This window comes from Serratia sp. PF-27, from assembly GCF_030053255.1.
GTDB classification, from domain to species: domain Bacteria; phylum Pseudomonadota; class Gammaproteobacteria; order Enterobacterales; family Enterobacteriaceae; genus Serratia; species Serratia bockelmannii.
In genome coordinates this window covers 88,640-101,805 of sequence record NZ_JASGBT010000006.1, presented here as the reverse complement: position 1 = coordinate 101,805, position 13,166 = coordinate 88,640, and the positions used below count along the sequence as shown (strand labels likewise).

The following is a 13,166-nucleotide window of genomic DNA, read 5'->3' as shown; positions in this document are numbered from 1 at the left end:
CTAGAATAAATACTCTACTCTAAACTAGAGGGATTAATCTAGTTTTTTGTGTCGCCCTGCCTTCGTAGCGGCAAATGGGTATAATGCGTTGATGACAGCGGGCAGAAACGAATATGCAAATCGACGAAAACATCACCGGGCGAGAGCCACAGCAGGAAAGAGGGCGGCAACGCGTACAAACCATTCTGGATTCGGCGGCGGCGATCGTGGCGCAGGACGGCCTGGCGGCGCTCAGCATGCAGCGGCTCGCCAAGCACGCCAAAACCTCCATCGGTTCGATGTATCACTTTTTTCCCGATCGCCACGCGGTGATCAAGGCGCTGGCAGATCGGCATACCGAGTCGATTGAGGCGCTGGTGCGCGACATGGCGTTGGCCAGTGACGATGAGTGGCGGCGCCTCTCCGCTGAAGCGGTGATCCAGCGGCTGTTTTCACCCTATGCGCAGTACCTGCGTGAGCATGCCGACTACCTGCCGGTGATGCGGGAAATGAACCTGCCGGATGAAAAGTCCAGCTTCCTGACGCTGATCGCTAGCGTGTTGCAGCTGCGCCGCCCCGAGACCGCCGAAGCGGAGATCCTGCAGCAAACCCGGCTGTTGCAAAGCCTGGTGGCCGGTACGCTGCACCATATCTTCAAGACGGCGCCGCAGAGCGTGGCGTTCACGCTGGCGGAGCTGCCCGGCGTGCTGAGCCTGTACCTGACGGGAAAAGAGGGAAACATCGCTTAGGCGCGAGTCAATTTATTCGCTTGTTTGTCCGCGCCGCCGCTGGCATGATCCCCTGCAGGGATTAACGCAACGTTGATCACAACCTATTGATTTTCATGACTCGGGGTGCCCTTCTACGTGAAGGCTGAGAAATACCCGTATTACCTGATCTGGATAATGCCAGCGTAGGGAAGTCACGGCCGCCCAGCCGGCGCCGCCTTCTTGAACGCCGGTTGGGAGGAATATGATCGCTCGACCTGATGCACTACCCGGCGCGCGCGCCGCGGCCTGTCTGACCCAATTCCAACAGCGCCCTTCGCTGATCCACTGCCTGACTAACGAAGTGGTGCAATCGCTGACCGCCAACGTGTTGCTGGCGCTCGGCGCTTCCCCGGCGATGGTGGTGGAGCCGCAAGAGGCGGCGCAGTTCAGCGCGCTGGCCGACGGCCTGCTGATCAACGTCGGCACCCTCAACGCGCTGCGTGCCGAATCGATGCGGGCGGCGGTGGCCGCCGCCAATCGGGCCGGCAAGCCCTGGACGCTGGATCCGGTGGCGGTCGGCGCGCTCTCCTACCGCACCGCCTTCGCCAAACGGCTGCTGGACGAGAAACCGGCGGCGATACGCGGCAACGCCTCGGAAATCATGGCGCTCAGCGGGTTGCTGGCCAGCGGCCGCGGCGTGGACAGCGGCGACGATTCGCTGGCGGCATTGCCCGCCGCGCGTGAGCTGGCGCAGCGCAGCGGCGCGGTGGTGGCGGTCACCGGCGCGGTGGATTACGTCACCGACGGCCAGCGCGACTGGGCGATCGAAGGCGGTTCCCCGCTGATGACGCGGGTAGTGGGCACCGGCTGCGCGCTGTCGGCGGTGGCGGCGGCGTTTTGCGCCCTGCCGGGCGATCGCCTGGATAACGTGGCGACCGCCTGCCGAGTGATGTCTCACTGCGGTGGCCTCGCGGCCAGGCAGGCCGCCGGGCCGGGCAGCTTTACGCCGGTGTTCCTTGACGCGCTGTATCAGCTGCGTGGGGAGGATCTGTGATGAAACGCATTAACGCCCTGACCATCGCCGGCACCGATCCCAGCGGCGGCGCCGGCATTCAGGCCGATTTGAAGGCTTTCTCGGCGCTTGGCGCCTACGGCACCTCGGTGATCACCGCGCTGGTGGCGCAGAATACCCGCGGCGTGCAGTCGGTGTATTACATCGATCCGGCGTTCGTCGCCGCGCAGCTGGACTCGGTATTCAGCGACGTGCGCATCGACAGCGTCAAGATCGGCATGCTGGCCAACGCTGACATCGTGCAGGCGGTGGCCGAACGGCTGCGCCATTACCGGCCGGAATTCGTGGTGCTGGACACCGTGATGCTGGCGAAAAGCGGCGATCCGTTGCTGGCGCCGGAGGCGGTGGCGTCTATTCGGCGCGAGCTGTTGCCGCTGGTGTCGATCATTACGCCGAACCTGCCAGAAGCGGCGGCGCTGCTGGCGTGCGCGCCGGCGGAAGATGAAGCGCAGATGCGTGAGCAGGGGCGGGCGCTGCTGGCGATGGGCTGCCGGGCGGTGCTGATGAAGGGCGGCCACCTGAGCGAAAGTGAGAGCCCGGACTGGCTGTTTACCGCAGAAGGCGAGCAGCGCTTTACCGCGCCGCGCGTCGCCACCCGCCACACCCACGGCACCGGTTGCACGCTCTCGGCCGCGCTGGCGGCGCTGCGCCCGCGCCATGCCGACTGGGCGGCCACGGTGGCCGCCGCCAAGGACTACCTGCAACACGCGCTGCAACAGGCGGACACCCTGGAAGTGGGGCACGGCATCGGGCCGGTGCATCATTTTCACGCCTGGTGGTGAGTCAACTTTTTGCCGCAACCGTGGTCTGACTAGTTCAGGCCCGGTTTGACGGGCGAAACCTGATTTAACCTAGGGAGAAGGACTATGACGGGACACCAGGCGCTGCGTTGCGCCCTCTTCGGCGCACTGCTCAGCTTCAGCGCGGGCAGCTTTGCCCAGCAGATCGTCACCACGTCGGATTTAATTCAGCAGCCGGGGTATCAGGCCAGCTGGCAAAACATGGTGAAAGGCCAGGCGCGGATGCCGGGCTGGGCGCGCAAGGGCGTCGGCACCTCTACGCCGGCGCAGAACCTGAGCTGGAAGGGCAAAGAGTATCTGGTCGGCAACCTGTGCAAGCCGCACGACTGCGGCAACAACTTTTTGATCGTGGCGTTCAGCGCGGATAAATCTCAGGCCTGGGGCGTGCGGGTCGCGGTGGAAGATCGGCCGGAAGCCGTCGATCATCCGAAGAAATACGCCAAGTACCAGTGGCTAGGCAAGCCGAATGACGACATGAAAGCGCTGCTGAAGCAGCAGTTCGAGAACAATCCCGATTGGAAATGATCTGACCGGGGGCGCCGGTGATGGCGCCCCCGGCGTTGATCAGCCGATGCCGGCCTGATGCAGATCGTGCAGGTTGAGCGCCCCCACCAACACACCGTCCATATCGACCACCGGGGCCGCGCTGATGTGCTGTTCGTGCAGCGCTTCCAGCGCCTCGCCGGCGCGCCACTGCTCCGGCAGCCGATAGCCGGGGCGGGTGATCGCCGGGCTGAGCGGATCCTGCAGGCTGTTGCCCTTCACCAGCCAGCGGCGCAGGTCGCCGTCGGTAAATACGCCCACCACCCGCTGCTGCGCGTCGCAGACCGCCACCAACCCGAGCCCGGTGCGGCTCAGTTCCAGCATCGCTTCCATCACGTTGGCGCTTTCGCTCACGCGCGGCAGGCGATCGCCGGTGCGCATCAGGTGATGCACGCGGTTCAGCAGGCGCGCGCCCAGACTGCCGCCCGGGTGCGAGCGGGCGAAGTCTTCCGCGTTGAAACCGCGCTGGCGCATCAGCGCCATCGCCAGGGCATCGCCCATCATCAGGGTGTTGACCGCGCTGGAGGTGGGCGCCAGCCCCATTGGGCAGGCTTCTCGCTCGACGCCGATATCCAACACGCAGGCCGCGGCCTGCGCCAGCGGCGACTCTTTGCCGCCGGTAACGGCGATCACCGGAATACCGTTCTCCGCCAGCAGCGGCAGGATCAGGTCCAGCTCTTTGGCGCGGCCGGAGTAGGAGATGAACACCACCACGTCGTCGGCGCCGATCATGCCGAGATCGCCGTGCAGCGCCTCCGCCGGGTGCACGAAGAACGACGGCGTGCCGGTGCTGGCCAGCGACGCGGCGATCTTCTTGCCGATATGGCCGGACTTGCCGATGCCGGAAATCACCGCTTTGCCACGGCAGTTCAGCAGCAGTTCGCAGGCGCAGACGAAGTTGTCGTCCAGGCGCGCCAGCAGGCGCTGCGCTTCGGTCAGCTCGATCTCCAGCGTTTCGCGGGCGAAGGCGAGCAGGGCGTTGGCGTTACTCATCGGGGTCTCCTACCAGAAGGATATTGATGCCTTTCGCCTGCAGGGCGGCGAGGTAATCGGGGTTGATGTCTCGGTCGGTGATCAGCGTGTCGACGGCGCTGAGTTCGCACACCACGTTCGGGCTCTTACGGCCGAATTTCGAGGAGTCGACCAACAGAATAATGCGGCCGGCGGCTTCGCACATCGCTTTGCTGACGTTGTGCACTTCGTTGAAGGTGGTGACGCCGGCGTTGAGATCGACGCCGTCCGCGCCGATAAACAGCTTGTCGAAGCTGAACTGCTGGAACGCCGATTCGGCCAGGCTGCCGTGGAACGAGGCCGATTTTTTGCGGTAGGTGCCGCCTGGCATCAGGATGGTCTGATCGTTGTCCAGCTCCACCAGCGCGTTGACGATGGTCAGGCTGTTGGTCATCACCGTGATGTTATTGAACTGCGCCAGGTGCGGCACCATCTGCAGCACCGTGCTGCCGGCGTCGAAGATCAGCGAGTCGCCGTCGGCGATCAACGCCACGGCGGCGCTGGCGATGTGGCGTTTTTTCTCGGTATTGATATGGGTTTTGCGGTCGATCGGCTGATCGCCGTCGTCGCGGCTGAGCACCACGCCGCCGTAGGTGCGGATCACCTCGCCTTCGTCTTCCAGCAGGGTGAGATCCTTGCGGATGGTGGTGCCGGTGGTGGAGAAATGCTCTGCCAGGGCGTCCACTGCCGTTTTGCCATGCCGCTGCAGATATTCAAGGATAGCGGCCTGCCGCTGCTTTGGTTTCATCGCGATTCCCGTTCACAAGAGTGGGGCATTTCCCCTCGCTGAATAATTCACTATGAAAGGTAATGCCTTTTAATGTGAAAATATCACGATTTGGGTTCAATCGCTAACGATAGTGCAGACTGGCATGCGCGATCCTCGGGGAAGATCACATCCGGGCGCAAATCCCGCTGATGCAAACCGTGTAATCGGGGCAGCGGGCGGGGCTGGGCGAAAACGGTCAGGCCGCGTAGCAACAGGCTGCCGCACACCCGCCGATCGGCATCGAAGGCCAGCGCCAGCACCACCCGCGGGCGGAAACGGCCGCCGGAACGGCCGACGCCGACGGCGCCCAGTTGGCACAGGCCGTCGAAGGCGCGGTTGAAGCGCTGCAGTTGCCACCAGCCGAAGGCGATTTGCAGCAGCCAGGCCAGCAGTGCGAAGGCGATCAGAGCTTGTGTCATGGGGTTCTCCTTAGGCCCCCTTCCACGGGAGGGGGGCGTCGGTGGCGTCAGAACATTACCTGGCCGCCGGTGATGTTGATCGACTGGCCGGTGCAGTAAGAGGCCTTCTCGCTGGCGTAGAACAGCAGGGTGTTCAGCACGTCCTGATAGTCGCAACCGCGTTTCAGCGGCACCTTGTCGATGTAGTACTGCTCCACCTGTTCCGGCGCGATGCCCAGTTTTTGCGCGTACTGCGGCAGCAGCGACTGGAACATCGGCGACTTCAGCAGGTTGCCAAGCATCAGTGAATGCACGGTAATGCCGTACTCCGCCAGATCGAGCGCCAGCGACTGCGTCAGCCCCACGCCGCCGAACTTGGCGGCGCTGTAGCCGGAGTTGTGCTTGCTGCCGACCTTGCCGGACTTGGAATTGATCTGAATGATGCGCCCGGCGATGCCGTCACGGATCATCAGGCGCGAGAATTCGCGGGCGCAGAGGAAATAACCCACCAGGTTCACCTGCAGCGAGCGATCGAAGTCGCCCAGCGGGAAATCGGTGATCGGCGCCGCCTTGGCGATGCCGGCGCTGTACACCAGCAGGTTGGTCTGGCCGAATGCCCGGTCAACCGCCGCCGCCAGCGCGATCACGCTCTGTTCGTCGGTGGCGTCGGCCTGAAAACCGCAGGCGCTGCCTGCGCCAAACGCTTCGTTGATCTGCTGTGCCACCCGATTGGCATTGTCGGCGTTCAGATCGGCCACCGCCACCCGATAACCGGCCTGCGCCAGCCCGTGGGACAAAAAGGCGCCTAACGTTTGGCCGCCGCCAATCACTACAGCTACTTCAGACATGGTCTACTCCTTATGCGATAAATGACAGCGTGCTGCCCAACGGGATATCGGTCGGCGTCGGGCCGGATACGTGGATCGATCCGGGGAATTCGGCTTCGGCTTCGCCGTCGAAGCGCACGGTGATGTGGCCCAGTTCGCGCAGATTCTGCGTGGCGACGCTGCCGACGGCGGTGATGGCGTAGCGCTGCTGCGCCAGCTCCATCACGCCGCCGACCTGCAGCTCGCCGGCGGTCGCACCGTGGCGGTGGATGAAGCAGAACTCTTCGATATCCGCCGGCGCACCTTCACGGAAAGTGATCAGCATGTTGTCCAGCAACGCGTCGCGGGCGCAGCCGCCGATCTGTGTGATGGTGGTATGAAAAATGGTGTGCATAAATGTCTCCCTAGGGATCAACTTATTGATAAATGAAGGCCGAGGCGGCCCAGGCGATCAACACCGTCGGCGCGCCGGTCAGGAAGCGGCCGACCAGCACTGAAGGCACGCCGACTCGCACGGTGTCCTGCTTGGCTTCCGCCAGCGACAGGCCGACCGGAATGAAGTCGCAGGCGGCCTGCGCGTTGATGGCGAACAGTGCGGGCAGCGCCAGCTGCGGCGGAATATGGCCGAGGCCGATCTGCACCCCGACCAGCACGCCGATCACCTGGGCGATGACCGCGCCGGGGCCGAGGAACGGCGACAGCAGCGGGAATGAGCAGATCAGCGCCAGCGTTACCAGGCCGATCGGGCTGTTGGCCAGCGGCGTCAGGCCGTGAGCGATAAAGTCCCCGAGGCCGGAGGCCATGATGATGCCGATCAAGGCCGAGACGAACGCCATAAACGGCAGGATGGTCTTCAGCACGGTGTCGATGGTGTCGCGCCCGGCCTGGAAGAACACCGCCACCACCGATCCCATGCCCATGCCGACCTTCGCCAGCAGCCCGTCGCTTTGCTCGGTGATCTTCTTGCTAGTGTCGTAGTCGCGCGCCTTGGGCGGCGCGGCAACGGCGGCGGCGGGTTGGCTATCTGCCGCTTCGATTCGGCTGATGTTGTGGTCACGCACGCCGGAGACATAGATGTCTTCGAGGATAAACTGCGCCAGCGGGCCGGACTGGCCGGTGGCGTGGATGTTGACTGTCGGAATGCGGCGTTTCGGATACAGGCCGCAGCGCAGGGTGCCGCCGCAGTCGATCACCGCCACGCCGATCTCTTCCGCCGGCGGCTCGCCCTCTTTGAAACCGTCGACGGCCGGCCAGCCGGTCAATTCGCTGAGGCGATCGACGATGGAAGGTCGGGTGCCGGCGGTGATGTACACCACTTTTTTACCGGGTTCGATCGGCAATTCCAGGGGGCCGCCCCAGCCGCTGGCGCCTTTTTCAATACGGATATAAGCACTCATGCTGCACTCCACGAATTAAAGTTGCACCTGGCGATCCAGACGGATGCCCATCTTGCGTTCAAACAGGCTGGTGGTCAGATCGGTGACCCAGCCGCGGAAGAAGTTGGTGAACAGCCCCACCAGGAAATAGCTCACCGCCAGCGGGCCGAGCGGCAGACCGAGGGTGGTCAGGCCGCTGGCGATGCCGAGATAAACGAACAGTTCGCCGGGGTTGATGTGCGGAAACAGGCCGTTCATCGAGTGGCAGCTGTAGGAGGCCGCCGCGTAGTAGCTCGGCTTGTATTTCTCCGGCATGAAGCGCCCCAGGCTGAGGGTCATCGGGTTGCAGAAGACAAAGGTGCCGATCAGCGGCAGCAGCAGATAGCGCGAGACGGGGTTGCCCGCGCAGCGCTGCGCCAATCGTTCGATACGTTCCTGGCCAACAAATTTGATCAGCGCGTTCATGATTACCAACAGGCTGATCAACAAAGGTAAAATGCCGGTCACCATGCCGACAAACACTTCACCGCCTTTCTGAAACAGGCCGATAAACCACTCGGCGCCGTGGGTGATTAGCTCAATCATTATGTTCTCCTGTAATGGACTGATATGGCCTGGAGCGAACGGCGGCTCTGTCGCCATGGGCCTTACAGTAGTCACTTTGGTGGGCTATTTGTTTTAAATAGATCACAATTTGAAAGATAAATATTTTATTTTGAAAGTTTAAGGTGAAAGAAAGAGAAGGTTGACGGCGTCGGGTTTAGGGGAACGGGCACAAAAAAGCCCGGCGAACCGGGCTTTGGGACAGGCGGTCTGTCACATCAGGCGATGGTGACCTTCTTGTCCAGGTAGGCGTCTTGCACGGCGTTGATCAGCGCCACGCCGTCTTTCATCGATTTCTTGAACGCCTTGCGCCCCAGGATCAGGCCCATGCCGCCGGCGCGTTTGTTGATCACCGCGGTGCGCACCGATTCCTGCAGGTCGTTCTCACCGGCGGCGCCGCCGGAGTTGATCAGTCCAGCGCGGCCCATGTAGCAGTTGGCCAGCTGGTAGCGCACCAGATCGATCGGGTGATCGGTGGTCAGTTTGTTGTAGACGCGATCGTCGGTATAGCCGAATTTCACCGCACGGTAGCCGCCGTTGTTTTCCGCCATTTTCTGTTTGACGATGTCGGCGCCGATGGTGGCGGCGATGTGGTTAGCCTGGCCGGTCAGATCGGCGCTGGAGTGGTAGTCCACGCCGTCCTTGGTGAACGCCGGGTTACGCAGATAGGCCCACAACACGGTGACCATGCCCAGCTCATGCGCGCGCTCGAAGGCGATCGAGATCTCTTCGATCTGGCGGCGCGACTGCTCGGAGCCGAAGTAAATGGTGGCGCCGACCGCCACCGCGCCCATGTTGAATGCCTGCTCGACGCTGGCGTACAGGGTCTGGTCGTACTGGGTCGGGTAGCTCAGCGTTTCGTTGTGGTTGAGTTTGACCAGGAATGGGATCTTGTGCGCGTAGCGGCGCGATACCGACGCCAGCACGCCGTAGGTGGAGGCGACGCAGTTACAGCCAGCTTCAATCGCCAGCTCGACGATGTTCTTCGGATCGAAATACAGCGGGTTGGCGGCGAACGAGGCGGCGGCGGAGTGCTCTATGCCCTGATCGACCGGCAGGATAGACAGGTAGCCGGTGCCGGCCAGGCGGCCGTGGTTGAACAGGGTTTGCATCGAACGCAGCACGCTGTTGGGGCGGTTGTTATCGATCATTACGCGGTCGACGAAGTCGTCGCCCGGCAGGTAGAGATTCTCGGCGGGGATAGTGGTACAGCGGTGTTGCAGCAGATCTTCCGCTTCCTTTCCTAGCAACTGCACAATATCAGTCATGATTCACTCCCGATTAAGCTTCTTCATACACCGGCAATGCAAGGGTTTTTGACCACCGGCGCAGTAAAAAAGCGGTGATTGAAGCTGTAAAGCGATGCTACCGAACTTGATCCGGCAAGGACAAACAATAGATGCGATTGAGAGGAAATGCCATTGGCGTGGCCAAATACGCGGGGGCGATCGCCCCCGGCGCGCTAAGCGATTGATTATTCGATCTCGAACCACTCGGTGTTCTGCAGGGCGATCGGGGTGATGGAGTAGATCATCTCCTGCAGGTGATCGTGGATGGCGCGCTCCGCCGCCTCGGCGTCGCGCGCTTTCAGCGCCTCGTAGATGCGGTAGTGCTGCTTGATCAGGCTCTCTGGCGGCGAGACTTCGCTCAGGCTGAGGAAACGCACTCGATCCATGGTGGCCTTGATGGTTTCGATGGTCTCCCACGCCAGCGGGCAGTCGGCAAACTGGGTCAGCAGTTGGTGGAATTCGTCGTCCAGCGCCAAAAACTCGCGCGTTTGCCCGTTCTGCGCCGCCAGCGCCTGGCGGTGCAGATTATGCTCCAGCGTCATCAGCTGCGCCGGGGTGGCGCGCTCGGCCGCGCGGCGCACGATGGCGCATTCCACCGCCTGACGGATAAAGCGCCCGTCGGCCACGCGCTTGGCGGAAATCTTCATCACGAAGGTGCCGCGCTGCGGCAGGATCTGCACCAGGCCGGCCTCCGCCAGCTTGATGAAGGCTTCGCGCACCGGCTGGCGCGAAACGCAAAAGCGGGTAGAAATCTCTTTCTCGGACAGCAGGGTGCCGGGGGGGATGGTGCAGTCGACGATATCCTTGCGCAGGAAGCGATAGATCTGTTGGTTGACCGGGACGTTGTTGGTGAGGCTGTACGTTTCAGACATGGCGACAATCAGGCATCTGGCTGGAATTCGAATGCCACCATACTAGCAGATTATTGGTTAAGGGCGGGGGGATAAATCCGCCCGCCGAGCAGGGTAACTCAGTGATGCCAATCCTGATATTCCTGCTTGCGCCGCGCTGGCGCAGTTTCCGGCATCAGGCTCAGGCCGATGGCCGACACCACGCCCAGCACCATCATGTACCCCGCCAGCCCGTAGTAGTGGCCGCCGGTCACCTGCAGGATCTTCACCGCCAACAGCCCGAGAATGCCGCTGCCGATCAGCGAGCCGATCTGCCAGATCAGCGCGATGCCGCTGCAGCGCACGCGGGTGGGGAACAGCTCCGGGAAGTAAGAGGCCTGCGGCGCGTAGCACATGCTGTGGCCGAAGGTCAGCACCACGATCATGGCGATCTGCGTCACCCAGAAGCTATCGAGGTTGATCGCCATAAAGAACGGCACGATGCACACCACCTGCAGCAGCGCGCCGGCGATGTAAACCGGTTTGCGCCCCAGCCGATCGGAGAGGCGGCCCATCAGCGGAATGGCGAAAATCTCCAGCAGCACCGCCACGATCATCGCCTCCAGCAGAATGGTTTCGTTGAGGTGGTTGGCCTTGCCGTAGGCCAATACGATCACCGTGAACATGGCGAAGGCGCAGGCTTCGATCAGCTTGGCACATACCCCTTTGCCGATAAGGCCGGGATAGCGGCGGGCCACTTCCACCACCGGCCGGCTCTCCACCGCTTTGGTGGCGCGGATCTGGGTAAACACCGGCGATTCGTCGATCCTCAGGCGAATAAACAGCCCGACCAGCACCAGCAGCAGGCTGAGCAGGAACGGAATGCGCCAGCCCCAGTCCAGCATCTGCGCCGGTGACAGCACGGCGGTCAGCAGCGCGAACAGCCCGGACGGCAGCAGGAAACCGGCGGGCGCGCCGATCTGCACCCAACTGGCGTAGAAGCCACGCTGGGGCGGCGGCGCATATTCGGCGGTCATCAGCACCGCGCCTGCCTGTTCGCCGCCGACGCCGAAGCCCTGCAGCACGCGGATAAAGATCAGCGCGAGCGGCGCCCAGATGCCGATCTGCTCATAGGTGGGCAGCAGGCCGATGCAGAAGGTGCCGAGGCCGACGATCAGGATGGTGATCACCAGCGCCTTCTTGCGGCCGACCTTGTCGCCGATATGGCCGAACACGATGCCGCCCAGCGGGCGCGCCAGGAAACCGACCGCGTAGGTGGCGAAGGCCGCCAGCGTGCTGATCAGCGGATCGGCGCTGGGGAAAAACAGCTGGCCGAAGAACAGCACCGCGGCGGTGCCGTAAGCGAAGAAATCATAATATTCGGCGGCGGTGCCGATGGCCGAAGCGCTGGCGACGCGCCGCAGCAGCGGTTGATTGCCGGTATTGACGGCGTTATGCGTGGTGACGGTCATCGGAAACCTCCCGGTCGGTAAGCGGCAGAGCGGCGACGGCGGCTTTGGCCCCCTGGCTCAGCAGTTGATGATAAGCGTGGCTGACGGCGCGGACGAAGTCAGGCGAATCGGGCAGATCGTGGCCGAAGACGCTGTCGAGCTGCAGCAGCGCCAGGACGCGGGGCCGGCCTTCCTCGCTGCCGGCGACCAACGCGGCGAGGCGCTCGCGCAGCGGGTCGCTGATGGCGATCGGCTTGCCTTGTTCATCGCGGCCGCCGACGTAGCGCATCCAGCCGGCGACGCCCAGCGCCAGGCAGTCGAAGCGGCTGCCGCGCGCCAGATGCCAGCGGATCGCGTCCAGCAGCCGTTGCGGCAGCTTCTGCGTGCCGTCCATGGCGATCTGCGCGGTGCGGTGCTTCAGCGCGCGGTTGCGGTAACGCTGCAGCAGCGAGTCGGCATACTGCGCCAAATCGACGTTCGGCACCTGCAGGGTCGGCGCCTGTTCCGCCAGCATCAGGTGACGGGCGGCGCGGACAAAATCCGCATCCAGCATACAGTCGCCGACGTGCTGATAACCGGCCAGGTAGCCGAGGTAGGCGAGGAACGAATGGCTGCCGTTCAGCATGCGCAGCTTCATCTCCTCATACGGCAGCACGTCGCTCACCAGTTCGGCGCCGGCCTTTTCCCAGGCCGGGCGCCCCTGAGGAAATCGGTCCTCAATGACCCACTGGCTGAACGGCTCGCAGGCCACGCTGACGTCATCCTCGACGCCGCCCAGCCAGGTGCGCAACTGTCGGCGGGCCTCCGGCGTTACCGCCGGCACGATGCGATCCACCATGGTGGAAGGGAAGGCGACCTCTTGACGCACCCAGTCGGCCAACGCCGGATCCTGCCGCTGCGCCAGTTCGACCAGCACCTGGCGCGTGACCCGGCCGTTAGCCGGCATGTTATCGCAGGACATCACGGCGAACGGCGGCAGCCCGCGTTCACGGCGCAGGCGCAGCGCCGCCAGCAGCAGCCCCGGCGCCGACTGCGGCTGTGCCGGGTGGGCGATATCGTGCGCGATCGCCGGGTGTTCCTCCATCAGCCGACCGCTGGCGGGGTGGTAGCAATAGCCCTTTTCGCTGATGGTCAGCGAGACGATGGCGATCTCAGGCTGTGTCAGGGCCGCCAGCACCGCCGCCAGCCCGTCGGTTTGCAAGTGCAGCGCCTGGCGAACCACGCCGATGACCCGGCCCCGCCAGCCGTCGTCGTCCATCTCCGCCACCGAGAACAGCAGGTCCTGTTGCCGTAGGTCGGCGATCTTTTGCTGGCCGTGCTGCATGCTGATTTCGCAGTAACCCCAGTCACTGCCGTGCTCGCTGGCCAGCCTGTCGGCGTACATCGCCTGGTGCGCGCGGTGAAACGCGCCGAAGCCGATATGCGCCATGCGCGGTTTCACGCGCTCACGTGCGTAGCCGGGCCGGATAACGGCGGCCGGCAGCGCGCTGTGGTCGGAAAGTCTCATG

General features: G+C 63.5%; 15 protein-coding genes and 1 riboswitch. Of the genes, 4 read left to right on the top strand and 11 right to left on the bottom strand.

Annotated features, from left to right (window positions below):
* Positions 1–113: 113 nt before the first annotated feature.
* The 4 genes from QMZ29_RS02305 (at position 114) to QMZ29_RS02290 (ending at position 3,086) form a co-directional block, all read left to right on the top strand.
* Complete coding sequence (locus QMZ29_RS02305) at positions 114–728, top strand: TetR/AcrR family transcriptional regulator (RefSeq protein WP_060434391.1); 615 nt, start codon at positions 114–116, stop codon at positions 726–728.
* 91 nt (positions 729–819) lie between these two features.
* Positions 820–916: riboswitch (TPP riboswitch) on the top strand.
* Between the two features lie 35 nt (positions 917–951).
* Entirely contained in the window at positions 952–1,743 is a 792-nt protein-coding gene (thiM, locus tag QMZ29_RS02300; RefSeq protein WP_060434393.1) for a hydroxyethylthiazole kinase, read from the top strand.
* Entirely contained in the window at positions 1,743–2,543 is an 801-nt protein-coding gene (thiD, locus tag QMZ29_RS02295; protein ID WP_025303881.1) for a bifunctional hydroxymethylpyrimidine kinase/phosphomethylpyrimidine kinase, read from the top strand. Before thiM ends, thiD begins: the two co-directional genes overlap by 1 nt.
* Positions 2,544–2,627: 84 nt before the next feature.
* Entirely contained in the window at positions 2,628–3,086 is a 459-nt protein-coding gene (locus QMZ29_RS02290; protein ID WP_060434395.1) for an inhibitor of vertebrate lysozyme family protein, read from the top strand.
* A 39-nt stretch (positions 3,087–3,125) separates the two neighbouring features.
* Here the strand turns inward: QMZ29_RS02290 and gutQ are convergent, their stop codons facing one another.
* The 11 genes from gutQ to QMZ29_RS02235 all read right to left on the bottom strand — a co-directional run bounded on the left by gutQ (position 3,126) and on the right by QMZ29_RS02235 (position 13,165).
* Positions 3,126–4,097 carry an arabinose-5-phosphate isomerase GutQ gene (gutQ, locus tag QMZ29_RS02285; RefSeq protein WP_016926691.1) on the bottom strand — a complete coding sequence of 324 codons (972 nt, stop codon included), beginning with the start codon at positions 4,095–4,097 and terminating at the stop codon, positions 3,126–3,128.
* Positions 4,090–4,863, bottom strand: a complete 774-nt coding sequence (gene srlR, locus QMZ29_RS02280; protein WP_025303878.1) for a glucitol operon DNA-binding transcriptional repressor SrlR — start codon at positions 4,861–4,863, stop codon at positions 4,090–4,092. Before srlR ends, gutQ begins: the two co-directional genes overlap by 8 nt.
* 83 nt (positions 4,864–4,946) lie before the next feature.
* On the bottom strand, positions 4,947–5,303 hold the full coding sequence (gene gutM, locus QMZ29_RS02275; protein ID WP_043138008.1) for a transcriptional regulator GutM: 357 nt from the start codon (positions 5,301–5,303) through the stop codon (positions 4,947–4,949).
* Positions 5,304–5,350: 47 nt separating this feature from the next.
* Positions 5,351–6,130 (bottom strand): sorbitol-6-phosphate dehydrogenase, encoded by a 780-nt coding sequence (gene srlD, locus QMZ29_RS02270; protein WP_173888308.1) that lies wholly within the window; start codon positions 6,128–6,130, stop codon positions 5,351–5,353.
* 10 nt (positions 6,131–6,140) lie between these two features.
* Positions 6,141–6,503, bottom strand: a complete 363-nt coding sequence (gene srlB, locus QMZ29_RS02265; protein WP_004941520.1) for a PTS glucitol/sorbitol transporter subunit IIA — start codon at positions 6,501–6,503, stop codon at positions 6,141–6,143.
* A 22-nt stretch (positions 6,504–6,525) separates the two neighbouring features.
* Positions 6,526–7,506, bottom strand: coding sequence for a PTS glucitol/sorbitol transporter subunit IIB (gene srlE / locus QMZ29_RS02260; protein WP_025303875.1), 981 nt, complete (start codon positions 7,504–7,506; stop codon positions 6,526–6,528).
* Between the two features lie 15 nt (positions 7,507–7,521).
* Positions 7,522–8,070: a PTS glucitol/sorbitol transporter subunit IIC gene (gene srlA, locus QMZ29_RS02255; RefSeq protein ID WP_004941528.1), complete on the bottom strand. Its 549-nt coding sequence runs from the start codon at positions 8,068–8,070 to the stop codon at positions 7,522–7,524.
* Positions 8,071–8,306: 236 nt separating this feature from the next.
* Complete coding sequence (fbaB, locus tag QMZ29_RS02250; protein WP_025303873.1) at positions 8,307–9,356, bottom strand: class I fructose-bisphosphate aldolase; 1,050 nt, start codon at positions 9,354–9,356, stop codon at positions 8,307–8,309.
* Positions 9,357–9,562: 206 nt separating this feature from the next.
* Positions 9,563–10,249, bottom strand: coding sequence for a GntR family transcriptional regulator (locus tag QMZ29_RS02245; protein ID WP_025303872.1), 687 nt, complete (start codon positions 10,247–10,249; stop codon positions 9,563–9,565).
* A gap of 98 nt (positions 10,250–10,347) precedes the next feature.
* Positions 10,348–11,679, bottom strand: coding sequence for an MFS transporter (locus QMZ29_RS02240; RefSeq protein ID WP_060434399.1), 1,332 nt, complete (start codon positions 11,677–11,679; stop codon positions 10,348–10,350).
* On the bottom strand, positions 11,660–13,165 hold the full coding sequence (locus QMZ29_RS02235; RefSeq protein ID WP_147824122.1) for a mannitol dehydrogenase family protein: 1,506 nt from the start codon (positions 13,163–13,165) through the stop codon (positions 11,660–11,662). The genes QMZ29_RS02240 and QMZ29_RS02235 overlap by 20 nt, the downstream gene beginning before the upstream one ends.
* Position 13,166: the final 1 nt, after the last annotated feature.